Annotated in this window: 19 protein-coding genes and 2 pseudogenes; 8 read left to right on the forward strand and 13 right to left on the reverse strand. The window is 68.4% G+C overall.

Going from position 1 to position 25,538, the window contains the following annotated elements; translation table 11 throughout:
* Window positions 1-407: vitamin K epoxide reductase family protein (locus RJ05_RS23500; RefSeq protein WP_036540663.1), on the forward strand; the 407-nt coding region annotated here is incomplete at its 5' end.
* Window positions 408-414: 7 nt separating this feature from the next.
* On the opposite strand, the gene RJ05_RS23505 is transcribed toward RJ05_RS23500, so the two are convergent.
* The 5 genes from RJ05_RS23505 to RJ05_RS23525 form a co-directional block, all read right to left on the reverse strand.
* On the reverse strand, window positions 415-1,563 hold the full coding sequence (locus tag RJ05_RS23505; RefSeq protein ID WP_051016841.1) for a S1C family serine protease: 1,149 nt from the start codon (window positions 1,561-1,563) through the stop codon (window positions 415-417).
* Window positions 1,564-1,671: 108 nt separating this feature from the next.
* Window positions 1,672-2,850: an AI-2E family transporter gene (locus tag RJ05_RS23510; protein ID WP_036540664.1), complete on the reverse strand. Its 1,179-nt coding sequence runs from the start codon at window positions 2,848-2,850 to the stop codon at window positions 1,672-1,674.
* A 44-nt stretch (window positions 2,851-2,894) separates the two neighbouring features.
* Complete coding sequence (locus tag RJ05_RS23515) at window positions 2,895-3,947, reverse strand: NAD(P)-dependent alcohol dehydrogenase (RefSeq protein WP_036540665.1); 1,053 nt, start codon at window positions 3,945-3,947, stop codon at window positions 2,895-2,897.
* Between the two features lie 235 nt (window positions 3,948-4,182).
* Window positions 4,183-5,811: a DEAD/DEAH box helicase gene (locus RJ05_RS23520; protein ID WP_036540666.1), complete on the reverse strand. Its 1,629-nt coding sequence runs from the start codon at window positions 5,809-5,811 to the stop codon at window positions 4,183-4,185.
* 332 nt (window positions 5,812-6,143) lie between these two features.
* The gene (locus RJ05_RS23525; protein ID WP_036540668.1) at window positions 6,144-7,454 is read right to left on the reverse strand and encodes a phthiocerol/phthiodiolone dimycocerosyl transferase family protein; all 1,311 of its coding nucleotides are present in this window, start codon (window positions 7,452-7,454) and stop codon (window positions 6,144-6,146) included.
* A gap of 129 nt (window positions 7,455-7,583) precedes the next feature.
* Here RJ05_RS23525 and RJ05_RS23530 point away from each other — a divergent pair, with 129 nt between their 5' ends.
* Window positions 7,584-8,141: a TetR/AcrR family transcriptional regulator gene (locus tag RJ05_RS23530; protein ID WP_036540669.1), complete on the forward strand. Its 558-nt coding sequence runs from the start codon at window positions 7,584-7,586 to the stop codon at window positions 8,139-8,141.
* A gap of 178 nt (window positions 8,142-8,319) precedes the next feature.
* Here the strand turns inward: RJ05_RS23530 and metE are convergent, their stop codons facing one another.
* The 3 genes from metE to aceA form a co-directional block, all read right to left on the reverse strand.
* Complete coding sequence (gene metE / locus RJ05_RS23535) at window positions 8,320-10,647, reverse strand: 5-methyltetrahydropteroyltriglutamate--homocysteine S-methyltransferase (protein ID WP_036540670.1); 2,328 nt, start codon at window positions 10,645-10,647, stop codon at window positions 8,320-8,322.
* 325 nt (window positions 10,648-10,972) lie between these two features.
* Window positions 10,973-11,860 (reverse strand): 3-hydroxybutyryl-CoA dehydrogenase, encoded by an 888-nt coding sequence (locus RJ05_RS23540; RefSeq protein WP_036540672.1) that lies wholly within the window; start codon window positions 11,858-11,860, stop codon window positions 10,973-10,975.
* Between the two features lie 202 nt (window positions 11,861-12,062).
* Window positions 12,063-13,352 carry an isocitrate lyase gene (gene aceA, locus RJ05_RS23545; protein ID WP_036540673.1) on the reverse strand — a complete coding sequence of 430 codons (1,290 nt, stop codon included), beginning with the start codon at window positions 13,350-13,352 and terminating at the stop codon, window positions 12,063-12,065.
* Between the two features lie 690 nt (window positions 13,353-14,042).
* Between aceA and RJ05_RS23550 the strand changes: the two genes are divergently transcribed.
* From RJ05_RS23550 to RJ05_RS23570, 5 genes and pseudogenes are all read left to right on the forward strand, one after another.
* Window positions 14,043-15,191: an alpha/beta hydrolase family protein gene (locus RJ05_RS23550; protein WP_036540685.1), complete on the forward strand. Its 1,149-nt coding sequence runs from the start codon at window positions 14,043-14,045 to the stop codon at window positions 15,189-15,191.
* 143 nt (window positions 15,192-15,334) lie between these two features.
* Window positions 15,335-17,641 carry an esterase-like activity of phytase family protein gene (locus RJ05_RS23555; RefSeq protein ID WP_036540674.1) on the forward strand — a complete coding sequence of 769 codons (2,307 nt, stop codon included), beginning with the start codon at window positions 15,335-15,337 and terminating at the stop codon, window positions 17,639-17,641.
* 408 nt (window positions 17,642-18,049) lie between these two features.
* Complete coding sequence (locus RJ05_RS23560) at window positions 18,050-19,072, forward strand: XdhC family protein (protein WP_036540688.1); 1,023 nt, start codon at window positions 18,050-18,052, stop codon at window positions 19,070-19,072.
* 79 nt (window positions 19,073-19,151) lie between these two features.
* Window positions 19,152-19,784 (forward strand): annotated as a pseudogene (locus tag RJ05_RS23565) (nicotinamide mononucleotide transporter family protein); the annotation flags it as partial.
* A 249-nt stretch (window positions 19,785-20,033) separates the two neighbouring features.
* The gene (locus tag RJ05_RS23570) at window positions 20,034-21,005 is read left to right on the forward strand and encodes a hexose kinase (protein ID WP_081597495.1); all 972 of its coding nucleotides are present in this window, start codon (window positions 20,034-20,036) and stop codon (window positions 21,003-21,005) included.
* A gap of 4 nt (window positions 21,006-21,009) precedes the next feature.
* On the opposite strand, the gene ramB is transcribed toward RJ05_RS23570, so the two are convergent.
* Complete coding sequence (gene ramB / locus RJ05_RS23575) at window positions 21,010-22,416, reverse strand: acetate metabolism transcriptional regulator RamB (RefSeq protein ID WP_036540675.1); 1,407 nt, start codon at window positions 22,414-22,416, stop codon at window positions 21,010-21,012.
* Window positions 22,417-22,509: 93 nt separating this feature from the next.
* On the opposite strand from ramB, the gene RJ05_RS23580 reads away from it, so the two are divergent.
* Entirely contained in the window at window positions 22,510-24,207 is a 1,698-nt protein-coding gene (locus tag RJ05_RS23580; RefSeq protein WP_036540676.1) for an ATP-dependent DNA ligase, read from the forward strand.
* A 154-nt stretch (window positions 24,208-24,361) separates the two neighbouring features.
* Here the strand turns inward: RJ05_RS23580 and RJ05_RS23585 are convergent, their stop codons facing one another.
* The 4 genes and pseudogenes from RJ05_RS23585 to RJ05_RS23600 form a co-directional block, all read right to left on the reverse strand.
* Window positions 24,362-24,640 (reverse strand): DUF3349 domain-containing protein, encoded by a 279-nt coding sequence (locus tag RJ05_RS23585; protein WP_036540677.1) that lies wholly within the window; start codon window positions 24,638-24,640, stop codon window positions 24,362-24,364.
* A 7-nt stretch (window positions 24,641-24,647) separates the two neighbouring features.
* On the reverse strand, window positions 24,648-24,992 hold the full coding sequence (locus RJ05_RS23590; RefSeq protein ID WP_051016842.1) for a DUF3349 domain-containing protein: 345 nt from the start codon (window positions 24,990-24,992) through the stop codon (window positions 24,648-24,650).
* A gap of 10 nt (window positions 24,993-25,002) precedes the next feature.
* The gene (locus RJ05_RS23595; protein ID WP_036540679.1) at window positions 25,003-25,284 is read right to left on the reverse strand and encodes a hypothetical protein; all 282 of its coding nucleotides are present in this window, start codon (window positions 25,282-25,284) and stop codon (window positions 25,003-25,005) included.
* 9 nt (window positions 25,285-25,293) lie between these two features.
* Window positions 25,294-25,538, reverse strand: a pseudogene (locus tag RJ05_RS23600) (inorganic phosphate transporter); the annotation flags it as partial.

The raw sequence follows: 25,538 nt of genomic DNA on the forward strand, positions 1-25,538 counted from the left end.
TGATGACCACCGACCAGGCGTCGCTGTTCGGGTTCCCCAACCCGATCATCGGCGTCGCCGGATTCGCGGTGGTCGTCACGCTGGCAGTGCTCGCGGTGGCCGGCGTGGGACTGCCGCGCTGGATCTGGGTGGGGCTGTGGCTCGGCACCATCGCGGGCACGGTGTTCATCTGCTGGCTGATCTTCCAGAGCCTGTACCGGATCGGCGCGCTGTGCCCGTACTGCATGGTCGTGTGGGCCATCATCACGCCGCTGCTCGCCGTCGTCACCCAGACGCTGTGGGGTGGTTCGCGTGGGCCGATGCGGGTGGTCGCGGAATGGCGGTGGACGCTCGTCGCGCTGTTCTACGCGGTGGTGTTGCTGCTGATCTTCCTGCGTTTCCAGGACTACTGGCTGTCGCTGGTCTGAGCGCGAGCTAGTTCGGGGTACCCCGCGCGAGGACGACGCGGATGGTGCGCTGCCCGCCCGGCCCGCTGACGCCCAGCTCGACGATGTCGTTCGGTTTGTGCTTGTTGATCGCGGCGCGCAGGGCGCGTGCGCTGGTGACGGTCTTGCCGTCGATCGAGGTGATGATCTCGCCGTCGGCCAGGCCGGCATTGTGCGCAGGCAGGCCGTAGATGGCGACGTCGACCCGTGCGCCGCTGGGCCTGGCGTCGGAGATCAGCACACCGAGCGTGGCGGTGGGGCCGACGTGCACGGTCTCGGTGGGGGTTCCGGAACGGATCTGGCGCACCACCCGCATGGCAGTGTCGATGGGCACCGCATAGCCCACGGGCGGGCGTTGCGCCTGCACACCGGGGTCCTCGTCCTCCTGGTCACCGGAGGCCGCGGCGATCACCCCGACCACCGCCCCCGAGTGGTCGGCCAGCGCGCCACCGGATTGGCCCGAACTCACCTCGGCACTGATCTCGACCATCCCGGACAGCGCCTTGCGGGACAGATCCGCCGAATTCAACGCCAGGATGGTGCTGTCCAGATCGGAGATGCGCCCGGCCACGGCGGTCGGCTCACCGGTGCCACCGGCATTGCCGATGGCGAGCACCTCATCGCGCAACCGCAAACCCGCCGAACTGCCGAGCCGGGCCGTGGTCAGGCCGGTCGCACCGACCAACCCGAGCAGCGCGATATCGGTGCTGGAGTCGTAGCCGAGCACCTGCGCGTCGTAGACCAGGCCGTCGGAGACCCGGGTGACCTTCACCGACTCGGCGCCCTTGACGACGTGATGGCTGGTGAGCACCTGGCCGTCGGCGGTCAGCACGATCCCCGACCCGGCGGCGCCCACCCCGAACGGCTTGGTGGCGACGTTGATGTTCACCAGCACCGGCTCGATCCCGGCCGCCACGGCCACCGGATCCAGCGGCGGACGCGGCGCGACGACGGCCGGTGCGGCGGCGGGCACCCGCTCCAGCGTCGGCCAGCCGGGCAGCTCACCGCGGTAACCGAGGAAGGCCGCAATGGCCAGGATCGTGGCGAAGACGGCCGCGCCCAGCCGGCCGGCACCGCCCCGTCGACGGGGGTGGTCGGCCCGCTGGTCATCGCGCGAATCGTGCCGGTCGCCGTCCATGCGCCTCCCACTTCACCCGCAGCCGATCACTCCATTGTCGCCCGAGTGCTCGGCTCGAGGCTCGCGAATTCCCGTCGCAGCGCGGTGAGCTGGGCAATCACGCCCGAATCAGTCTGATTTACGGCGCCGGACGCGGATCAACCGGTGGTGCGGCCGTTCGGGTTTGGGCAGCGGCGGCGGCGCGTTCTCGGTCGGCACTTCCACGTCGTAGCGGCGGATGTAAGCGCCCGCGAACGCCTGCAAGGTGGCCGTCACCGGGATAGCCAGCAACGCCCCCGTCGGCCCCAATATCGCCGCGCCCGCCAAGACCGCGCCGAAAGCCACCGCCGGATGCATGTCCAGGGTGGTCGCGGTGATTCTCGGTTGCAGCACATAGTTCTCGAACTGCTGGTAGAGGATGATGAATCCGAGCACCCACAGCCCGTCGGGCGGATTGTTGACCACCGCGACCACCACCGGCAGCGCGCCGGCCAGATAGGTGCCGACGGTCGGGATGAACTGCGAGACCACACCCACCCACAGCGCCAGCGCGAACGCCGACGGCACATCGAGCACCCGCAGCATGATGTAGTGCGCCAGCGTCGACACCAGCGCGAGCAGCCCACGCGAGTAGATGTAGCCGCCGGTCTTCTCCACCGCGATATCCCAGGCCCGCAACACATGTCGCTGTCTGCGCGGCGGCAGCAGCGAGCAGACCGCGTTGCGGAAGCGGGGACCGTCGGCGGCGAAATAGTAGGTGAACAGCAGCACCCCGAGCGCCTGGAACAGCGCCGCCACCGCGGTGGTGCCGATGCCCCACACATTGCCGGCCAGCCCCATCGCCGGGCCCTCGAGACTGGAACTCCATTCGGTGGCGTACTTCTCGATGTCGTCGCCCGACATCTCGGTGTGGAAGGTCTCGTTGATCAGGTCGACGGCCTCGTCGGCATAGCGCGGCGCGTTCTCCACCAGCGTGGTGACCTGCTCGACCAGCAGCGAACCCAGCGTCCATACGAAAGCGACCACGACGAGCAACAGGGTGAGGAACACCACGCCGGTAGCCGGGCCGCGCCGCCAGCCGTGCCGGGCCAGCCAGTTCACCGCGGGCTCGATGGCGAAGGCGAGGAACAGCGACACCATCAGCACCGTCAGCAGCCCCTGCAATTGCTGCAGCAGCCAGAACGCCGCGACGAAGCCCGCCACCGTCGCCGCGGCGAGCAGGAACGCCCGCAACAGCCACGGTGGCGGATTCAGTTGGCCCGCGGAATCGGGCCGGTCTGCTGGTCTCTGATCGTCCTCGGCAGCCACCCCGTCAAGTTACCCAGGTGGGAGCCCGGCTACCGTCCGACGCGTCACATGGTGGCGACGTCGATGACGAAGCGGTACCGCACGTCGCTGGCGACGACGCGGTCGTAGGCGCCGTCGAGCTCGTCGGCGGCGATCACCTCGATCTCGGCGCCGATGCCGTGCTCGGCGCAGAAGTTCAGCATCTCCTGGGTCTGGGCGATGCCGCCGATCATCGAACCCGACAGTGAGCGGCGGTAGCCGGCCAGCGTCATCGGGCGCACCGCCAGCGGCTGCTCGGGCAGGCCGAGGATGACCAGGGTGCCGTCGAGGGCGAGCAGCTTCATGTAGGAGTCGATCGGCAGGTCGGCCGAGACGGTGTTGATGATCAGGTCGAAGGTGCCGCGCAGCTCACGGAAGGTCTGCTTGTCGCTGGTGGCGTAGTAGTGGTGGGCGCCGAAACGCTTGCCGTCGTCCTGTTTGCTCAGCGAGTGGCTGAGTACGGTGACCTCGGCGCCGAGGGCGGCGGCGATCTTCACCCCGACGTGCCCGAGCCCGCCCATGCCGATGATGGCGACCTTCTTGCCCGGCCCGGCCTGCCAGTGCCGCAGCGGCGAGAACAGGGTGATGCCCGCGCACAGCAGCGGCGCGGCGACATCGAGGTCGAGGCCGTCGGGGATGGACAGCACGAAGTTCTCGGTCACCACGACCTGGGTGGAGTAGCCGCCCATGGTGTAGCCGCCCGGTTGCACCGTCTCGGGGACGGGCGTGTTGTAGGTCATCGTCGACCCGCCGGTGCAGTACTGCTCCTCACCGGCCAGGCAGGCCCGGCAGACCCCGCAGGAATCGACCATGCAGCCGACGCCGACCCGGTCGCCGACCTTGTGCCTGGTCACCGCGGAACCGACCGCCGCGACGATCCCCGCGATCTCGTGCCCCGGCACGCACGGGTAGTTCGCGCCGCCCCATTCGTTGCGGGCGGTGTGGATGTCGGAGTGGCAGATGCCCGCGTACTTGATGTCGATCAGCACATCGTGTGGTCCCAGCTCACGACGTTCGATGGCGACCTTCTCGAACGGCGCGTCCGGTCCGGCCATGGCGTAAGCGGTAGCAGTACTCATGCGTTCATGCCTACCGCCGCATGCGGGTGTTTGCCAACTGTCCGCTGCATCGCCCAGTGTTCCGGGCCCGCTCGGCGGGCGGTGCTGCTGGGTAGTGGATCGGGCGCCGCGTGGACCCGACCTACCGCGTGAGTAATGCAAAGAAGGCGGCAGCCGGGCCGACCGGAGCTGGATGACCGTTCCTCGACCATCCTGCCACCGTTCGGACCGGCTGCCGCCGCTGTGGCGTTTCCGCTCAGCCTGCCGCGCGAGTGGCCCGGCGCGGGCGGCGCTGACGACTGCCCGACCCGGCCGGTGCCGAGTCCTCGAACCGCCGGGCAGTGTCGGCGTTGTGGCCGCGCGCGTTCGAGCCGTGCGGAGCACCGGACCGATCGGATCGGCCGGCCTGCTCGCCGCGACGGGCCGGCTGACGGGTGCGGCCCTGGCCGTCGCTGTGGCGGGCATCCGTTGCACGGGCACCGCGGCGCTCGCCCTGACGTCCGTTGCGGTCGCCGTGCTCACCGCCCCGGCGGCCGTCGACCCGATGTTCGGTGGCCGCTCGGCCCGCCGCCGGGCGATTGCGCCGCGAACCGCCGCGACCGGCGGACTGCGCGGGCTCGGCATTACGACGGAAGCCGCGAGTTCCACGCTCGTCCTGACGCGGACTCGGCGCGCGATGCTCGGGCGCGGCCACCGCGCCGATCAGGGCGGTCACCGCCGGGGAGGTCGCGCTGGCTCGCTGCGGGGTGACGGTGAGACCGGCCTTGCGCAGCAGCACCGCGACGTCCTTGCGCTGCTCGGGCAGCACCACGGTGACGACGTCACCGGAGCCGCCCGCACGCGCGGTGCGGCCGGAGCGGTGCAGGTAGGCCTTGTGCTCGGCGGGCGGGTCGACGTGCACGACCAGTTCGACGTCGTCGACGTGAACACCGCGCGCCGCGATATCGGTGGCCACCAGGACCCGCGTCGAACCGTCGGCGAAGGCGCTGAGGTTGCGGTCACGGGCGGCCTGGGAGAGGTTGCCGTGCAGGTCGGCCGCCGGGATGCCGGAGTCGGTGAGCTGCTTGGCGAGCCTGCGGGCATGGTGTTTGGTCCGCATGAACAGGATGCGGCGGCCGGTACCGGAGGCCAGTGCGCGCACCAGATCCTTCTTGGCGTCGGCGCCGGCCACCTCGAACACGTGGTGGGTCATGGTCGGCACCGGGCTGGCGGCGGTATCGACCGAATGCGTCACCGGCTCCCGCAGGAACCGCTTGACCAGCCGGTCCACCTCGTTGTCGAGGGTGGCCGAGAACAGCAGCCGCTGGCCGCCGGCCGGGGTGGCGGTGAGGATGCGGGTGACGGCGGGCAGGAAGCCGAGGTCGGCCATGTGGTCGGCCTCGTCGAGGATGCTGATCCGCACCGCGTCGAGCGAAACGACGCCCTGGCGCATCAGGTCCTCGAGCCGGCCCGGGCAGGCGACGACGATATCGGCGCCGGCACGGAGGTCACGGGTCTGCCGGTTCACCGGCACGCCACCGAAGATGGTGACCACGCGCAGCCCGCAGGGCCGGGCCAGCATGTCGACGGTGGCCGCGATCTGGGTGGCCAACTCGCGGGTAGGCGCGAGGATCAGCCCGGCCGGATGACCTGGCCTGCTGCTCGCGCCGGCAAGCCGCTCGACCATGGGGATGCTGAACGCGAGAGTCTTGCCGCTGCCGGTCTTACCGCGGGCGAGCACATCGCGCCCGGCCATGGTGTCGGGCAGGGTGGCGGCTTGGATCGGGAACGCGCCGGTGATGCCGGCGGCGTTCATCGCATCGATCAGTGCGGCGCGCACACCGAATTCGGTGAAGGGCGCGACGGGGGCAGCCGTGGACACGGCGGCAGAAGCTTTGTCGGACATAGAGATAACAGGTGCCTTTCCGGCATCGGAGCGAGACCGCAGCGTCGCGCAGGACTCGAATCCTCACCCGATGGTGGCAGCGCCGCGATGACCGGCGCGAAAGGTGAACATCCACGACGGAGTTGGGAACCTGCGCGAACGATCAGCGCACGGAACCTCCGCAACCCTACCGCATCCACGCCGTCCGCAGTGCCTGCCGACGGGGCCGCAGCGAACCCGATCCCACCCCGTGCCCCCAGATCACCGGTCACGGCCGCGATCTCGGCAGCCCCGCCCCGACTGGGAGGTACGTCACATCTGCCGCTATGACCGGACGGAACCCGGCCCCCGCCTCACCCCAGACCTGCCGTCGCCGCGACGGTGATTCCACGCAGCGTCGCCGCCAGCGCGGCGCGTACCTTTTCCTGCCGCATGCGGCTGTAGAGCGCGGTATCGAATTCGATCTGCACGGTCATCCGGCCGCCGACAGTGAAGACGGTCAGCTTCGGCGAGATATCCGGCGCCATGGCGAAGATGTCGTCGCGCACGAAGGCCAGCTCGCGGGGCAGCGAATGTGCGGGCAGGCGGCCGATATTGGAGATGGTGAAGCTCGGCGGAGCCGACAGCACCGCGGCCATGACCGGATCGTCACCGACCTGCCGCGCGGCCAGCAGCACCATCGCGGCTTCCCGTCGTTCGAGGGCGTCGCGGACACCGGCGTCGACTCGCAGGCTCAGCTCGACGGGACTGGCGTCGTCATCCACGAATACCGGCGTCCCGATGCCGGAGGCGAAGTTGACCAGCACGCTGTCGGTCATCGGTGGGCTCACTCGTGAGCGCAGGTCGGCCGCGTGTCCGCAGTTCAACAGCAGCGGGCCCGCGGCGTCGAACTGCTCCCGCAGGGCGACCAGTGCGGCACCGGTGAACAGACTGTTGACCGAGATACCGTGGGCGCGTGCCGCGGCGATGAGCGCGGCGGTCTCGTTCGCGGTCGATTCGATGCGCACCATCGCGAATCGGCCACCGGGGTCGGCATTTCCGTCGTACGGCAACGCGGCCGGCGCTGAGCCGGGTACCGCGGCGGCGACCTGGGCCCGGACTTGCGCAACCCACTCCGATACAGCGGACTCGTCCACCATCTCGGCCATGCGCTCGTCCAGCGCCTCGGGAATCCGCTGGTCGGTCGCCGCACTCGGGATCGGCGCGCCCGTCGCGTGCGCGGTGTAGTGCCGCCACAGTTGGTCCAGCAGCGCGAAAGCCGATCTGCCATCGGCGATTCCGTGATGGATGGCCAGCACGATCTGCACGCGGTCGCCGTCGCGCAGAAGATGGGCCCGCAGCAACCCGCTCGACCAGTCCACCGGCGCGTTGACCAGCCGGAAGTATTCCGCCTCGGCTCCGGGACGCAGCTCGAGCCGAGGCCGCCAGTCGTCGTCGACCACGAAATGCTGGACACCGGCCGCGTCGACGACCACCTGACTGCGCAGCAGCGGATGCGCGGCGACGACCTCATCCAACGCCCGCCGCAGTAGTTCCTCATCCACTCGGCCACGCACGGTGGAGCCGATGTAGAGCGGCATGCCGCCGGTGCGGACGCTGCCGACCCGGGCGTCGCGGGTGAAGTAGGCGCTCTCGAAAGGGGACAGCGGACGGTGCTCGGTCATCGGGATCTCGTTTCATGCGTCGGTTCTGCCTGCACCGCCGAACATACAGATGTTTCAAACATTTGTCACAGACATACGTTTGAAACGGATGTCACAAACACTCGTCAGCCGGCTTGCTATGGTGCCGAGGTGGGAACTCGCGAGGATCTACTCGAAGCGGCGAAGACATGCCTGGCCGAACGCGGCTACGCGCGCACGACGGTGCGCGATATCGTCGCCGCCTCCGGCACCAATCTGGCCGCCATCAACTACCACTTCGGCACTCGCGACGCCCTGCTCAACCAGGCGATGATGGAGTCGAGCGGTGACGCGGTGCAGCAGATTCTCGACTCACTGCCCGACGATCCCGGGGACCGAACCGCACGGCTGGATGCCTTCCTCGGTGCCCTGATCGGCTCGTTCCGCCAGAATCCGGGCGTGTGGTCGGCCAATATGGAAAGCCTTGCCCAGGCCCTGCATTCGACCGAGTTGCGCGCGGAGATCAGCGCGGCACAGGACCGGGCAAGGCACGCGCTCGCGCAATTCGGCCAGGCCGACCCCGATGACGCGGTCGGCGCGGTATTGCACACCCTGATCTGCGGCTTGCTGGTGCAATGGGTGATCGATCCGGACGGCGTTCCCGCCCCCGAGCAACTCACCGCGGGGCTGCGCGTCCTCACCGATCGGCTCGCGACCCCGCCACGGTAGGGCTCGCTGCCTCCGCCGGTAGGTCCTGCGGCCTTCCCGGGTCGGGCTTGCGGCCTTCGCCCATACGATTACTCGCAGCCGCGCCCCGCAACGTCGTCGACAGGCGACCCGCGAGCGTCGGCAGCACGACAAAGGCCGCCTCCCCGGCACACAGGGAGACGGCCCTTGCGGATTCGATCTATTCGGCTTCGGTCTCGGCCGCGGCGTCCGCCTCGGCGCGCCGCCGCACCCGTCGCGCCGCCGCGACCATGTTCCGCAGCGACGGCTCCAACTGCCAGTAATGCCTGGTCTTCAATCCACCGTCCGGATTCGCCCACAGCCGCTGCGGCGTCACGGCTTCCGCTGCGGCGGTGAGCAATTCGTCCAGCTCATCGATATCGGGGATGCGCGCCGAACGGCTTTCGTAGACACCGGGTCCGACCCCGTGGCTGAGGCCCTGACCGGAGGCACAATCCTCCTTGAGCGCCTTGAGCACCCATTCGATCGAGCGGGTGGCCACGATCGCGGTGACGTCGGCGTCGAGCTGTTCGATCGCCTCCACCACTTCGGCTCGACCGGAATATCCGATGTGCGTGTGGATCTGGGTCTCCGGCTTGACGCCGGAGGTAGCGAGCCGGAAGGCACCGACAGCCCAGCGCAGGTACTCCTTACGCCCCTCCGGGCGCGCAGGCAGCAGCTCACGAATGGCGGGTTCGTCGACCTGGATGATCGAGATGCCGGCCTTCTCCAGGTCCACCACCTCGTCGCGGATCGCCAACGCCACCTGGTCGGCGGTCTCGTACAGCGGCTGGTCCTGGCGCACGAACGACCGCGCGATCATGGTGACCGGACCGGTGACCATACCCTTGACCGGCTTGTCGGTCAGCGACTGCGCGTAGCGGATCCATTCCACCGACATCGGCGCCGGACGGGAGACGTCGCCGTAGATGATCGGCGGCCGCACGCAGCGCGAGCCGTAGACCTGCACCCAGCCGAAATGCGTGGTGGCGAAGCCGTCGAGCAGCTCGGCGAAGTACTGGATCATGTCGTTGCGCTCGTGCTCACCGTGCACGAGCACATCAAGACCGATGTCTTCCTGCAACCGGATGGTCGCCTCGATCTCTGCTTCGATCCGCTTGCGGTATTCGTCGTAGGACAGCCGGCCTTCGCCCAGGTCGTAGCGGGCCTGGCGGATCTTGGCGGTCTGCGGGAAGGAGCCGAGCGTGGTCGCGGGCACCAGCGGCAGGTTCAGCTTCGCCTGCTGGGCGGCGCGACGCTCGGCGTACGGCTCGCGTTCGCGCATGTCCGGGGTGATCGCGTACACCCGCTGGCGCACGGCGTGCTTCTGCTTGAAGTGCACCTCGGTCGGGCGCTTGCGCCACTTGTCCGACGGGCCCTCGGTGAGCGCCTTGGCCAGCGAAACGACCTCGCCCACCTTCTGTTTCGCGAAGGCGAGCCGGTCGGCGACATTGCCCTCGATGTCGTATTCGGCGAGCACGTCGTAGGGCACGTGCAGCAGCGTGGTACCGGTGGAGACCACCAGGTCGGGGCAGACCTTGGCGAGCTCGTTGAGGTATTCCAGGGTGACGTAACGGTCTGCGCGCCAGACGTTCTGGCCGCTGATCACGCCCGCGTACAGGCGCTTGCGCCGGATGCCGGGGATCTTGGCCAGATCCTCCGGGCGCATCCGGTAGGAGGCCAGGTCGAGTCCGATCGCCTCGACATTGGTGCGGGCCAGAATGGTCAGCGCTTCACCGAAATCGCCGTACTGGCCGGTGACCAGGATGCGCGGCCGCAGCGGCGCCTTCGTCAGCCGCTCGTAGGCCCGCTCGAAAGCGGCCAGCTCGGCCTCGGATCGTTCGCTGGTGAAGCACGGCTCGTCCAGCTGCACGCAGGTGGATCCGCGCTTGGCCAGGATCTCGAACAGCTGCTCGTACACCGGCAGCAGTTTGTCCAGCAACGACAGTGTGTCGAAGCCGCCGGACTCGCCGGGGATGTGCCCGGCCTTGGACAGCAGCAGCAGCGACAGCGGTCCGAGCACCACCGGCCGCAGCTCGATGCCGCGAGCCATGGCGCGATCCCATTCGTCCAGCAGCGCCTCGGGATGCAGCGAGAACTCGGTGCTCTCGTCCAGCTCGGGCTGACGGTAGTGATAGTTGGTGCCGAAGAACCGCACCAGCTCCAGCGGCGGCAGGTCGGGGCGGCCCCGCGCCATCAGGAAGTAGAAGTCGAGCGGATCCATCCCCTCCTGCAGGTCCCGGAACCGGGCCGGCACCGCGCCGAACAGCAGCGCGTTGTCGAGGATGTGGTCGTAGAAGGAGAAGGTGTTGCCCGGCACCTGGGTCAATCCGGTGGCGGCCAGCTCGTCGAACTGACGCTCCTGGATATCGCGGCCGACCTCGAGCAGCTCATCACGCGTGATGCTGCCATGCCAGTACGCTTCGAGCGCGCGCTTAAGCTCCCGGTGCGGCCCGATCCGCGGATATCCGAGGACGCTCGACCCGAAACCATTGGTGACGTTGACCATGAGCGGGAAACTCCTTTTCGATCACCTGATCGGCCTCCACCAGCCACGATGGACGCCGCAGAACGCTGCGCTCGGTGACGCCCGCTCCACGGGCGGCCATGATGCAGCTTATGCCCGGCAGCGGGGGCACCCACCGGATACCCAGTGAAGTAGTCCAGGGGTCACGACACTCGCCGTGAGCTCCGTGACCCGGTAAGCCCGACAAGCCCGACCCAACGTGACAACTGATCTCGTGCGGGCCGGGTAACTTGCCGGGTACGCCCAGAATCGGTTCGGCGCTCAACCGCCGGCACGGGTATCCAGCGCCGACGGCACGGTGCTCCCGCTAATTACGCGGAGAGGCGGACGAGCTGTACTGGTAGAAACCGGCGCCGGTCTTCTTGCCGAGCAGCCCGGCCTCCACCATGCGCATCAGCAGCGGCGGGGCGGAGTACAGCGGCTCCTTGAACTCGGCGTACATCGAGTCGGCGATGGACTTGACAGTGTCGAGGCCGACGAGGTCGGTCAGCGCGAGCGGGCCCATCGGGTGGGCGCAGCCGAGCACCATGGCCTTGTCGACGTCTTCCTTGGTGGCGAAGCCGGACTCGACCATGCGGATTGCCGAGAGCAGGTACGGCACCAGCAGCGCATTGACGACGAAACCGGAGCGGTCGGCCGAACGCACGACCTGCTTGCCCAGCACCTCACCGGCGAACGCCTCGGCGCGCGCGGACACCGACTCGCTGGTCTTGAGCGTGGTGACCAGCTCGACCAGCGGCAGCACCGGCACCGGGTTGAAGAAGTGCATGCCGACGACCCGCTCGGGGTTGTTGGTGGCGACGGCGATCTTCATGATCGGGATGGAGGAGGTGTTGGAGGCCAGCACGGCGGCCGGGTCGGTGACGACCTTGTCCAGCTCGGAGAAGATGGCGGTCTTGACCTTCTCGTCCTCGAGCACGGCCTCGACGACCAGCTGGCGATCGGCGAAATCGCCCAGGTCGGAGGTGAAACGTAGCCGCCAGGCGGCCTGCTCGCGCTCGCGTTCGGTGATCTTGCCGCTGCTCACGCCGCGATCGAGCGAGCGCAGAATGCGCGCGCGACCGGCGGCGGCCAGCTCCCGGGTCTGCTCGTAGACCAGCACGTCGACGTGCGCGCGTGCACACACCTCCGCGATTCCGGCACCCATCTGTCCGGCGCCGATGACACCGACACGTTGAATCTTTTCGCTGCTCACGTCCAGCTCCTGGGGTAGGTCTTGGCTGTCGGGGTGGTCGGCGCCCGGTGGTGACCGGCACCTTCGGTTGATCAAGTTATAGGGATGCCCTCCCGCCCGGGGCTGTTCGGGCGGGAGGGCGGTACACCCCTACCGGGGTAGAGGACTCGCTATGGAGTTGGCCTCATGGCGCCACCCGGGAGGCGGCGCCATCAGACGCAGATCAGTGGAACTGACCCTCTTCGGTGGAGCCCTTCAGGGCGGCCGTCGAGGTGTTGGGGTCGACGGTGGTGGCGATGCTGTCGAAGTAGCCGGCACCGACCTCACGCTGGTGCTTGATGGCGGTGAAGCCACGCTCGGCAGCAGCCTTGAACTCGCGCTCCTGCAGGTCGACGAAGGCGGTCATGCCCTCGCGAGCGTAGCCGTGGGCCAGGTCGAACATGCCGTAGTTGAGCGAGTGGAAGCCGGCCAGGGTGATGAACTGGAACTTGAAGCCCATCGCGCCCAGCTCCTTCTGGAACTTCGCGATGGTCGCGTCGTCCAGGTGCGCCTTCCAGTTGAAGGACGGCGAGCAGTTGTAGGCCAGCAGCTGGTCCGGGAACTCCGCCTTGACGGCCTCGGCGAACTTCTTGGCGACCTCGAGGTCCGGCACGCCGGTCTCCATCCAGATCAGGTCGGAGTACGGGGCGTAGGCCTTGGCACGCGCGATGCAGGGCTCGATGCCGTTCTTCACGCCGTAGAAGCCCTCGGAGGTGCGGGTGCCGTCCAGGAACTCGCGGTCGCGCTCGTCGACGTCGGAGGTCAGCAGGGTGGCCGCCTCGGCGTCGGTGCGGGCGATGATCACGGTGGGCACGCCGGCGACGTCGGCAGCCAGGCGGGCCGAGGTCAGGGTGCGGATGTGCTGCTGGGTCGGGATCAGCACCTTGCCACCGAGGTGACCGCACTTCTTCTCCGAGGCGAGCTGGTCTTCCCAGTGCGAACCGGCGACGCCGGCCGCGATCATGGCCTTCTGCAGCTCGTAGACGTTGAGCGCGCCACCGAAGCCGGCCTCACCGTCGGCGACGATCGGGGCCAGCCAGTTCTCGACCGAGGTGTCGCCCTCGACCTTGGCGATCTCGTCGGCGCGCAGCAGCGCGTTGTTGATGCGGCGCACGACCTGCGGCACCGAGTTGGCCGGGTACAGCGACTGGTCCGGGTAGGTGTGGCCGGACAGGTTGGCGTCACCGGCGACCTGCCAACCGGACAGGTAGATGGCCTTCAGGCCGGCGCGGACCTGCTGCACGGCCTGGTTACCGGTGAGGGCGCCGAGCGAGTTGATGTAGTCCTCGTTGTTGACGAGATCCCAGAGGATCTCCGAGCCGCGGCGAGCGAGCGTGTGCTCCTCGACGACGGTGCCCTGCAGCTTGACGACCTGATCGGCCGTGTAGTTGCGGGTGATGCCCTTCCAGCGGGGGTTGGTGTCCCAATCCTGCTGGATTTCGGCAGCGGTCTTCGGGGTGCCGACAGTCGACATCTGTGACTCCACTTCCTCGTTCGGTCGGTGCCGCACCGTTCGTGCTCCGCTGACGGAGGTTTCGCTCGAACTGCTGGAGCGGCAATTTGCAGGCTTGCTAGGCCCAAGGGGTGTACTTCCACACGATGGCACATCCAGAAATAGCCGTCTACCTGTTGGTACTGTGAATCTCAGCTAGGTTTCACCGGCAGTTTGCTAACTCTGCGAAATTTGCGGGCGAATTGCAAGCGTGAAATCTACTCGCGGGTAGCGCTGACATGCGGTTTTAGCGTAACGCCCGTACTGTTTGGGATCGGAGGGTGGTGCGGCATCCCGCGCGGTAGGCACGCCGGGTTGTGAGCACACTCACAGAGCTGCCCGGCGAGCCGATGTGCGACCCGTCACGTGCGGACACGCGAAGCCACCGGATCGGAGATCGGCGACCACCTGTTCGCACCCGCCGGAATCATCCGGCCGCACCCGCCGCACGGCGGCGCGGCGCGCCGAACCACGGTCGAACCGGAACCTGCGCCGATGATCTATCGGAGATCTACGACGCCGAGTGAGCGCGGTCGTCGCCGATGGCCGCGCTTGACCGATCGGGCAGACTCGACACCAGTCGTCACCCGGACGAGCGTCCAGCACGTCGACGGCTCACGCGAGGAGGAGCACTGCGCCGGCCAGAGACGCAGTGCGTCGGACAGGAGCACCATGCGGACCACCAGGATCACCACCGCCATCATCACCGGCTGCGCCGCAGCGACACTGTTGCTGCCCAGCGCTCAGGCAGCTCCGGCCGGAACGCCGGCGACCGGCGTGGTCGATTCGGTCCAACCGCTCGCGCCTGCGGCGACCCTGCCCGGTTCGGTCAACTCGGTCCGCATCACCTACTCCTCCACCGGCGCGGGCGATGTCCCCACGCAGACCAGCGCCGCGGTCTACTTCCCGCCGGGACAGGCGCCCGAGGGCGGCTGGCCGGTGATCGCGTGGGCGCACGGCACCGTCGGTCTCGGCGACGACTGCGCCTACAGCATCGCCGGGCCCGGTGCGGTGCAGCGGGACTGGGCCTATCTGGGCACCTGGCTGGATCAGGGCTACGCCATCGTGGCCGCCGACTACGCCGGTCTCGGCGGGCCGGGCGAGCATCCGTATCTGAACGGAGTGGTCGAGGCCCACAATGTGGTCGACGCGGTGAAGGCGGCGACCCGCCGATTCGACACGCTGTCGAACAAGTGGGTGGTCGTCGGCCAGTCCCAGGGTGGCGGCGCCGCGGTGTTCACCGCGCGCTACGCCACCGAGTTCGGCGGGCCGGAACTGGATTACCGCGGCGCGGTGGGCACCGGTGTGCCCGCCTACATCGAGGACATCCTGCTGCCGCTCGGGCCGGGCATGCCGCCGATCGAACTGAGCGCGCACAGCACCGCGTACGTGCTCTACATCCTCAACGGCCTGCGCACCACCTATCCCGAACTCGACATCGAGTCCTTCCTCACCCAGGCCGGCCGCGACTGGCTCGCCCGCGCCCGGCAGGCCTGCATCGGGGCTTTCGGCGACGAACTGAGCGCGAACAATGTCGTCGTCGGCGATCTGTTCGCCCGCCCGCTCGGCCAGATCCCGAACCTGCACGGGCTGCTGCGCGGTTACCTGGGCCTGCCCGAATCCGGTTACGACAAGCCGCTGTTCCTCGGCCAGGGCCTGCGCGACACCGACGTCATCACCCCGCAGACGCTGCGTTTCGCCGCCACCCTCGCCGCCGCGGGCGAACCGGTCACCCTACGCACCTATCCAACCGGCCACGACGGCGCTGTCAACGATTCGCTTCCCGACTCGCTGCCGTTCGTGCGCGACCTCTTCGCCTGACACAGCGCGCAACCCGGCCGGGTGCACGACCCGGCAAACTCCGCGCAGCATTCATCCTCCGGTCACCACGACGTCATTCGGCTGGGTAACGATCGCCGGAATTCTCGCCACGGCGAGAAGGCGTGCCGAGCAGGAAGGGGCCGATGGTGGCCAGGATGAGACGGCCGTGGCTGATCGCCACGGTGGCAACGGTTTCGGTGATCGCAGTCGCCTGCGGATCCGATGACGGCGACGCGGGCCTGCCCGCAGCAGACGGCTGGCAACGCGACGCCGCCACCAGCTACCACCGATTGGCCACCTATCCGGTCTTCCGCAATCTGCCAGGAGACCTCGCACCGGACACCAAGACCGTCGCGGAGATCTCGGCGGTCACCGAGGACGGCAAGACGCTCATCTACACCGACGCGCCGGGCAAGCGCATCGGCTTCCTCGACCTCAGCGATCCGGCCGCACCCGCGGGCGCGGGCACGATCTCCCTCGAACAGCTCGGCCATGCCGACGACCAGCCCACCTCGGTCGCAGTGGCCGGCGACTACGTGCTCGTCGTGATCGATAGCAGCGGAGGCGATTTCGCGCATCCGTCCGGCCGGGTGGACGTGGTGCGGATCAGCGACCGCACCAAGGTGCACAGCATCGATCTGGGTGGCCAACCCGATTCCATCGCGGTGAGCAAAGACGGCACCCGCGCCGCCATCGCGATGGAGAACCAGCGGGATGAGAAGTTCACCCCGGAAGGCGGCGAGGAAGGCGATCTCCCCCAGCGGCCCACCGGTTTCGTGCAGCTCCTCGACCTCAGCGGCGAGCCGAACCGATGGTCGGCCCGCCCGGTGCACATCGACGAGAACGCCGCCCGCCAGGCCGGTCTGGACACTCCGCAGGACCTCGAGCCCGAGTACGTGAGCATCAACTCGCGCGGCGAAGTGGCGGTGACGTTGCAGGAGAACAACGGCATCGCCATCATCGACGCCGCGTCCGCGACCGTCCGCACCGTGTTCTCGGCGGGCAAGGTCAGCGTCGACGGCATCGACACCGCCGAGGACGGCACCATCGATCAGTCCGGCTCGATCACCGACGTCGCGCGCGAACCCGACGCCGTCGGCTGGATCGGCGAGGGTCACATCGCGGTGGCCAACGAAGGCGACTGGAAGGGCGGCAGCCGTGGCTGGACCGTCTACGACGCCGCGACCGGCGCGGTGGTGTGGGACGCGGGCAATTCGTTCGAGCAGCTGACCGTGCGCACCGGCCTGCACACCGAGGGCCGGGCCGAGAAGAAGGGGCCCGAACCGGAGGGTCTCGCGGTCACCGAACTGGACGGAAAGCCGGTCGTGCTGGTCGGTTCCGAGCGCGGCAACTTCGTCGCGGTGTACGACGTCGCCGATCCGGCCGCGCCGGAGTTTCGGCAGATCCTCGCGACGAATGTGGGTCCGGAGGGGATCCTGCCGATCCCGTCGCGCAACCTGCTGGCGGTGTCGTCGGAGGAAGACGATGCGGAGAAGGGGCTGCGCGGTGCGGTGACGGTCTTCGGCTACGGCAGCGAATTCGCAGGTAAGAGCACGGCGCGATTCCCGTCGGTCGTCTCCGCCGACGGCGCGAACGGTGCCCCGATCGGCTGGGGCGCGCTCGGCGCGCTGAGTGCCGATCCGGCCGCCGCCGACCGTCTCTACACCGCCACCGACTCGGCGTACGGGCCTGCCCGGATCCTCGGTCTCGATGTGTCGACCGAACCCGCCGTCATCGAGAGCGAGCTGGCGATCACCGAGCACGGTGCCCCGGTGAACTTGGATATCGAAGGTCTCGCCGCGCGTACCGACGGCGGCTTCTACCTCGCCGTCGAGGGCGAGGAAGGCCCTGGCAACAGCCTGGTGCAGGTGGCGAAGGACGGGGTCGTCGAACGGCGCATCGCGCTGCCCGGCGAGATCAGCGCGGGACTGGGCAAGTACGGGCTGGAGGGCGTCGCTGTTCAGGGCTCCGGCGCCGAGGAAACGGTGTGGGTGGTGCTACAGCGCGAGCTGAAGTCCGATCCGAAGGGGGTGACGCGGATCGGGAAATACGCACCGGCGTCGGGCGAATGGCAGTGGTACGGCTACCAGCTCGAGACCACCTCGACCGAGGGTGACTGGATCGGCGTCTCGGAGATCGCGGTCGACGGCGATTCGCTGCTGTTGCTCGAACGCGACAAGCTCAGTGGACCCGCCGCCGCGGTCAAGGGCGTCTACCGGGTCGCGATCCCCGGCGAGCCAGGTGTTGCCGGAACCGCGGTGCCCGCGGTCGTGCCCAAGACCCGTGTGCATGATCTGCTGCCGGAACTGTCCGCCACCAATGGCTGGGTGCAGGAGAAGGTGGAGGGGATGGCGATCGCCGGGAACGGCGGGCTGCATGTCGTGACCGATAACGACGGTGTCGATGACGCCACGGGCGAGACGGTGTTGATACGGGTCGAGCATTCCTGAATCCGCTGCGGCGGACGGTGTCGATTCATTCGGACACCGCCCGCCGCACTGTGGCGCACACCACTTCCCGGCACTGGCCGCAGTGTGGCGAATACCACTCTCGACGGATCGATCATCCGGGCTTGAATTCCGCGGCCGTACCGTAGCGCATTCCATGGTCTGAAATCGCTGTGACCAGGACACTAATCCGTTGATATGTCTCGCATTTCACAGCCGATCCGTCATTTCTTGGTGACCGGCCACAAGCCTTGGCATGCCGTTCACACGAGCGCTACCCAAGATTGCGGCACGCACACCTATTTGCAGTCCGGGGACGATATGGTGTGCGTCACGTGCGCCGATTTCGGCGACGGGCGTCGTCCGGTGAACGCCCGCGCGAGCGCCGCACGGGTGGATCGGAGTTGTGTGATGCGGGACATCGTCGACGACCTGTTGCGGGTGTGGCACTCGGGCCGGACCGGCGGATTGGCGACCATTGTGCGCACCAATGGTGCGACCGATCTACCCGTGGGGGCGGCCATGCTGGTCGACCCCGACGGCGGCGTCTTCGGCTCGATCACCGCAGGCGGTATCGAAGAGGCCGCCTATGAGGCCACCGCGACCTCGGCCCGCACCGGACAGCGCGGCATGCACCGGCTCACCGTCACCAATTCACTCGACCCCGGCCGCGACGACGGCGTGATCGACGTATTCACCGAGCCGTTCTCGCGCGACCACTTCCCGGAGTTCCCTACGGTCGCCGCCGAAATCGCCGCGCATCGCCGGGTCACCGTTTTCACCGTGGTGTGGAATCCCGAGCCGGAGGTGATCGGCCAGCATCTGATCACCGACAAACGGCACAACACCGAACTGGTCTCGCTGCCGCAGTCCGATATCTTCGTCTCCTCGTTCGCCCCGCCGCCGCGGCTGATCATCTTCGGGGCCAATTCCTTCGCCGCGGCATTGTCGACGCAGGGGCAACTGCTCGGTTATCGAATCACCATCTGCGATACCCGGCCCAATTTCGCTACTCCGGAATCTTTTCCGGGCGCCGAAGTAGTGGTGGATTGGCCGCACCGATACCTCAATACGCTCTCGGCCGCCGGTGAGATCGACGCCGACACCGGCATCATCGTGGTCGCCCAGGATCCGAAATTCGAGATCCCGCTGCTCACCGTCGCGCTGCGGCTGCCCGAGGTCGGCTACCTCGCCGCACTCGGTTCACCGTCGGTGCACGCTCGCCGCATGGACGATCTGCGCGCGGGCGGTTTCGACGACAGCCTGCTCGCGCGCCTGCACTCCCCCGCGGGCCTGAGCATCGGTGCCCGCACCCCGGCCGAAACCGCGGTCGCCATCGCCGCCGAACTCCTGGCCGCCCGCACCAGCCGCGCGGCCGGGCGAGCCGGCGAGCGCAGGCAATCGGTCGGCACACTGGCCCAGCGCGCGATCTGAGCCACGACGAGTTCGACTCATCCCGACTCGAACCCCCTGCCTGTGGATGAGATGGCGGCCGCGCCCGGTTACACCCAGGGTGAATCCGTTCCTCGCCCTGCTCGACGCCAAACTGCACATCGCCGGCTCGGAGATCCTGTGGCGGGAAATCGTCGGCAACGGCTTCGGCATGGCCTCCGCGCTCGGTGGGATGCGGCGGCGGGTGTGGGCCTGGCCGATCGGCATCGCGGGCAACGCGTTGCTGTTCACGGTGTTCGTCGGCGGGGTGTTCAATACCCCGCAGCAGTTGAACATGGCCGGTCAGGCGGGCCGTCAGCTGATGTTCGTCGCGGTGAGCGCCTACGGCTGGTGGAGTTGGTATCGCTATGCGCGCGCCGAGACCGGGCTCGAACATCGTGGCGTCGATCCGCGCTGGGCGACCGCATGGGAACGGTGGCTGCTCGTCGCGGCGATGGCGGTCGGCACGCTGGGTTTCGCCCAGGTCTTCGCCTGGATCGGCTCCTATGGGCCGTGGGCGGAGGCATGGATCTTCACCGGGTCGGTGCTGGCCACATACGGAATGGCGCGCGGATGGGCCGAGTTCTGGCTGATCTGGATCGGCGTCGACATCGTCGGCATCCCGCTGCTCGTGCGGGCCGGGTACTACCCGTCGGCGGTGCTGTATCTGGTGTACGCGGGATTCGTGGCGTGGGGCTTCACGGTGTGGGTGCGCACGCTGCGGCACACGGCACCAGACCCGGCCGATGAGCAGCCGTCGCCCGCTCACGACCTAGGACTGATCGGTTCGGCCGTATGCCCGTCGGCGGACACTACCCACGCGGGCGTCCGCGGCGGCGACGCTCTGCCGCCGTTTTCGGGCGATCGCACAAAAGCCCCCGCCGAACATCGGGACGGCTGATAAACCCGCGCCGATCCCACCCCAGCGGTTGCGCGCACCGCGCAGGCGTGGACAGTTGAGGTCGTGATCCTCACCGTGACAATGAATCCCGCCTACGACATGACCTATCGAGTCGAAGAACTCGAACGGGGTCGGGCGCATCGGGTGCGATCGGTCGAGCAGCGCATAGGGGGCAAGGGAATCAATGTCACCAGGGTGCTCAACCAGCTCGGCAAATACGCCCGCGCCACCGGTTTCGCCGACCACGCCTTCGCCGCCGCGGCCGAGCTGGAGCTGCCGGTCGATTTCGTGCACGCGCTGCCCTGGGTGCGCCGGACGGTGGTGATCAGCGAATCCGATTCCGGTACCGCCACCGCACTCTGGGAGCCGGGGGCCAGGATCACCAATCCACATGCGGCCGAACAGCTCGCGGTGCGGGTGGCCGGACTGCTACCCGATATCTCCGGGCTGGTCATCGCGGGCTCACTACCCGGCGGCATCGATCCGGAACTGCCCGCCCAGATCGCGCGCAGCGCACTCGACCACGGCGTGCCGACCATCTGCGATCTCGACGGTGCGGCGATGCGGCTGGCCGCGCGGCTGCCCGGGGTGGTGCTCACCCCCAATCGCGGTGAACTACGGCGGCTCACCGATTCCGATCCGCAGACCCCTGCCGAGGTCGTCGAATCGGTTCGACCTCTGATCGCGGACGGCGTGCTCGCGGTGCTGGCCAAACGCGGCGCCGAGGGCATGGTCGCGGTGACCGCCGAGGGCGCGTGGACCGCCGCGCTGCCCGAACCGCTCGCGGGCAACCCGACCGGAGCGGGCGATTCGGCCACGGCCGCCGTCATCGCGGCGCTGTCGACCCGGACGGTACCGGACTGGCCCGCGATCCTCACCGACGCCGTCGCCACCTCGGCCGCGGCCGTCGTCATCCCGGTCGCCGGCGAAATCGATCGACGCCTGCGCAGCCACCTCGCACCCACCGTGCGAGTCGAGCAGATCTCCGCCGAAGGCGGCCGCGAGATCGCCGAAGCCGTGCAGCCGCAGGCCTGACTGCCTACTTGAGCACGTACGGGGAGACCGAACTGCGGTGCTCGCTGATGTCGAGCACCTTGCCCAACGGGGGAAACGCGCGCTGCGGGCAGTTGGCGCGCTCGCAGACGCGACAGCCCGCGCCGATGGGGGTGGCCTTGGCTTCACCGAGATCGATCCCGTCGGCGTAGACCACCCGTCCGGCATGGCGTAGCTCGCAGCCGAGCCCGATCGCGAAGGTCTTGCTCGGCTGGCCGTAGGCCGTGGCACGGCGCTCGACGGTGCGCGCCACCCACAGATACTTGCGGCCGTCGGGCATCTGCGCGATCTGGGTCATGATCTTGCCTGGATAGGCGAAGGTCTCGTACACATTCCACAGCGGGCAGGTGCCGCCACTGGAGGAGAAGTGAAAACCGGTGGCGGACTGGCGTTTCGACATGTTGCCGGCGCGATCGACCCGGACGAAGGAGAACGGCACCCCGCGCAGTTCCGGCCGTTGCAGGGTGGACAGCCGGTGACAGATCGTCTCGTAACTCTGGGTGAAGAACGCCGAGAGCCGTTCGATGTCGTAGCGGAAATCCTCGGCGATCTCGTGGAAATGCGTGTACGGCAACACGGTCGCCGCGGCGAAATAGTTGGCCAGCCCGAGCATGGCCAGCTTCCTGGCGTCCTCGGAGGCGAAACTGCCTTCGTCGACCAGCCTTTCCAGCAGCGGCCCGCATTCGAAATAGGCGAGCTCGGCGGCGAGTTTGAAGGTGCGCTGGCCGCCGGACAGATGCGGTGCGATCTCGAGTCGCAGACTGTCGGGGTCATAGCGGTGCAGCACGCCCTCACCGAGGTCGATCCGTTCGATGATCCGCACGCCGTGCGCGCGCAGCATCCGCGCGATCTCGCTGTTCACATCGCCGCCGTGGAATCGGATGCGATTGGCGAGTTCCTCTGCCGCGGTGTCCAATTCGTGGATGTAGTTCTGCCGCTGATAGAAATAGTCGCGCACTTCCTCGTGCGGTTTGCTGATGGTCGCACTGCCCGAACCGTCGGCGAAACGATCCTCGGTGGCGGCGGCCAACTGAGCGCTGGTATTGCGGTAGCGACGGTGCATGTTCACCAGCGCCCGCGCCATGCTCGGATGCGCGGAGACGATTTCGGCGATCTCCTTGGCGTCGGCCTCGATACCGAGCTCGGCGTCCATCACCACTTCTTGCAGTTCGGCGATCAGCCGGGTGTCGTCCTGCGACGAGAAGAAGGTGGCATCGACGCCGAACACCTCGTTGATCCGCAACAGCACCGGGACGGTGAGCGGACGCACATCATGTTCGATCTGATTCAGATAGCTCGCCGAGATCTCCAGTTGTTGAGCGAGCGAGACCTGGCTGAGCCCGCGTTCGGTCCGCAGCTGACGAAGCCGCGCGCCGACGTAAGTCTTGGCCATGCGTCCAGCTTATGGCTGATTTGCAAACCTGCCAATAGCAGAATTAGCAGCGGGTTCGAGCCATATGCCACAGCCGCGGGTTACCGTCGTCTGGTGCTGTTCACCGATGTCGTGCGAGCGTCGGAGACCGTCCGCGCCACCCGCTCGCGGAAAACGAAGATCGCCGCCCTGGCCGAGCTGCTGAGCGCGGCGCAGCCCGACGAGCTCGCCGCCGTTGTCGCATGGGTGTCGGGGGAATTGCGGCAGGGCCGCATCGGGACCGGCTGGCGCACCCTTACCGGGCTCGGCGAGACGGCCGCCGACACTCCCGCCCTCACCGCGGCCCGGGTGGACGAGTTGTTCGGCGAACTGGCCGCCACCTCCGGCCCCGGCTCGGCGAACCGCCGCAAACACCTGCTGAGCGAGCTGTGGCGCGCCGCGACCGCGGACGAGCAGGCCTTCCTGCTGCGTCTGCTGACCGGTGAACTGCGGCAAGGCGCCCTCACCGCCGTCGTCACCGAAGCGGTGGCCCGCGCCGCCGACGTCCCGCTCGAGTTGGTGCGCCGCGCCTACATGCTGTCGGGAAAGCTGCCGGTCACCGCCATCGCCGCCTTGAACGGTGGCGAAGCGGCGCTGCGCGAATTCCGGCTGGAGGTCGGCCGTCCGATCCAGCCGATGCTCGCCTCCCCGGGCGCCGCGCTCGACGACGCCCTCGCCGAATTCGACGGCGCCGTCAGCGTGGAACACAAACTCGACGGCGCCCGCATCCAGGTGCACCGCGACGGCGACCGGGTGTGGGTCTTCACCCGCACCCTGCGCGACATCACCGCCAACGTTCCCGAGCTGGTCGAGCTGGTCGCGGGCCTGAACTGCACCAGCGTGGTGCTGGACGGCGAAACCCTCGCCCTCACCGACACCGGGCGACCGCGCCCCTTCCAGGAGACGATGGCGCGGTTCGCGTCGGCTGATCCGGGGCAGAGCATTGCCGTCGCGCCACCGGGCGGACCCGGCAACGCCGCCGGTTCCGCCGGCCCGGACGAATCCGCCGCGTCCGGCGGCTCGGGCAGCGCGGCGGATTCGGGCGGCACGGGCGATTCGGGCGGCCTCGGCGGCTCGGAGCCGACGGTCCCGACCGAGCTACGGCCGATGCCGACCTCCACCCGCGAGCTGCTGCTGCATCCGTACTTCTTCGACTGCCTGCATCTCGACGGCCGCGATCTGCTGGACGAGCCGCTGCTCGAGCGGCGCGCGGCGTTGACGAAAGTGGCCGGGGAACACAGCATTCCGGCCCTGATCCGGCCCGATGCCGAGGCCGCGGCCGAGTACTTCGACGGGGCGCTGGCCTCGGGGCACGAAGGCGTGATGATCAAATCCCTGGACGCGCCGTACGCGGCGGGGCGGCGCGGCCGTTCCTGGCTGAAGATCAAGCCGACGCACACCCTCGACCTGCTGGTCCTCGGCGCGGAATGGGGCTACGGCCGGCGCACCGGCTACCTGTCCAATCTCCATCTCGGCGCCCGCGACCCGGAGTCCGGCGAACCGGTGATGGTCGGCAAAACCTTCAAGGGCCTCACCGACGCGCTGCTGCACTGGCAGACCGCCGAATTCCCCCGTCACGAACGCACCCGCGACCAGCACACCGTCTACCTCTGGCCGGAGCTGGTCGTGGAGATCGCCCTGGACGGCGTGCAGACCAGCACCCGCTATCCGGGCGGCGTCGCCCTCCGCTTCGCCCGGGTCGTGCGCTATCGCCCGGACAAGACGCCCGACCAAGCCGACACCATCGACACCGTTCGCGCGCTGCTCCCGTAAGGGACCGAGCGTGCGCGTCGACTCTGTGATCGACAGGTTTCGCGCCGGAGAACCCGCCACCAAGCGGATTCGGCACACGAAGCGACCTCGGCGCCGCCACTCATCACGCTGCGGTGTCGCGCATCGGCCTCGAGCACGGTCGAGCGAGGATCGCTCAGGGTTCGGGCCAGGTGGGTGGATCGAGGCGGGATTGGATGCGCTCCACGTCGGTGTCCGACGGCATCTCGTTGGTGATCTTGGTGATCAGCACCTGGATGTCGATGCGATCCGGGTTCTCGCCGGAGCGCAGCAGTTCGGTGGCGATCTGGCGCACCTCGTCGTCGGAGAGGCGGCGGCGCAGCAGCGCCAGCAGCGGGATGTAATCCGACTCCGGCACACCCTCGGGATAACCGGCGCGCAACCAGTCGATGATGGCGTTCAGGAATGGTGGCATGACGGCATCAATCGGGCTCGGTGAGCGGTTCGGCCAGCGGCCAGCCGCCGGCCGCCAGGTGCGAGGCCACGCGCGAGATGTCGTCCGGGGCGGGCTGCTCCTTGGCGATGCGGGCGATCGCTTCTTCGATATCGGCGAGGGTGATCTCGCGTTCCGGATTCTCCCGTGCCAGCTCCTCCGCGACGGCGGCCACCTCGTAGTCGGTGAGGTGGCGGTGCAGCACGGCGAACAGGGCGACGTAATCCGAGCGCGGCACGCCCTGCGGGTAGCCGGCGCGCAGCCAGCCGATGATCCGGCCGAGCAGTTTCGGCCGCACCGGGTCGGGCTGGGTGGGGTTGGTCGAATCGGTCACTACACGCCCTTCAGGACTCGCCGAACAGATGGATGCCGAACCTGGCGGCGAGGAATGCCTTGGCCGTATAGAGCACGCCCGCCACCACCGCGGCGATCACCAATCCCAGACATACCAGAGCCCCGGCGAGCGCCGGATAGTTGCGCCGGACCACCCCGCCGTCGGCGCGAGTCTCCGAGGCCGACCAGAACCGCACCCCGAACGCGAAGATCATCGGCAGCCCCGCACCGAACACCAGACCGGCCGCGACGACCTTCCACAGCGAGTTCAGATTCGTGACAAGAGTGTGCACTTGGAGCTCCTAAACCTGGGCCGAACGATTGTGTCCGGTGTCGGGGCCGGACGCCGAACCGTGCCGCACATCCTCGATGATGCCGGTGTCCGCCGCTCCGCCGCCGGCCGCGGGGCCGTCACCGGGCCATTCGTTGACGTTGGTGGTGTCGACGGGATTGCGCCGCGACCGCAGGTAGATCAGGCCGGCCAGGCCGATCAGCAGGGCGAAGACCACGAGCACGCCGGGCAGGCCGCCGATGAAGTGCGCGATGG

The sequence above is a fragment of the Nocardia cyriacigeorgica NBRC 100375 genome (assembly GCF_000308555.1).
In the GTDB taxonomy this organism is placed as follows: Bacteria; Actinomycetota; Actinomycetes; order Mycobacteriales; family Mycobacteriaceae; genus Nocardia; species Nocardia cyriacigeorgica.

Coding starts and splice junctions, on each gene's coding strand:
- metE (WP_036540670.1), bottom strand. CDS start 10,647: ATGGTCAACGTCACCAATGGTTTCGGGTCGAGCGTCCTCGGATATCCG.
- RJ05_RS23515 (WP_036540665.1), bottom strand. CDS start 3,947: ATGAGTACTGCTACCGCTTACGCCATGGCCGGACCGGACGCGCCGTTC.
- RJ05_RS23525 (WP_036540668.1), bottom strand. CDS start 7,454: ATGACCGAGCACCGTCCGCTGTCCCCTTTCGAGAGCGCCTACTTCACC.
- RJ05_RS23555 (WP_036540674.1), top strand. CDS start 15,335: ATGGTGGCCAGGATGAGACGGCCGTGGCTGATCGCCACGGTGGCAACG.
- RJ05_RS23520 (WP_036540666.1), bottom strand. CDS start 5,811: ATGTCCGACAAAGCTTCTGCCGCCGTGTCCACGGCTGCCCCCGTCGCG.
- RJ05_RS23585 (WP_036540677.1), bottom strand. CDS start 24,640: ATGCCACCATTCCTGAACGCCATCATCGACTGGTTGCGCGCCGGTTAT.
- aceA (WP_036540673.1), bottom strand. CDS start 13,352: ATGTCGACTGTCGGCACCCCGAAGACCGCTGCCGAAATCCAGCAGGAT.
- ramB (WP_036540675.1), bottom strand. CDS start 22,416: ATGGCCAAGACTTACGTCGGCGCGCGGCTTCGTCAGCTGCGGACCGAA.
- RJ05_RS23505 (WP_051016841.1), bottom strand. CDS start 1,563: ATGGACGGCGACCGGCACGATTCGCGCGATGACCAGCGGGCCGACCAC.
- RJ05_RS23560 (WP_036540688.1), top strand. CDS start 18,050: ATGCGGGACATCGTCGACGACCTGTTGCGGGTGTGGCACTCGGGCCGG.
- RJ05_RS23550 (WP_036540685.1), top strand. CDS start 14,043: ATGCGGACCACCAGGATCACCACCGCCATCATCACCGGCTGCGCCGCA.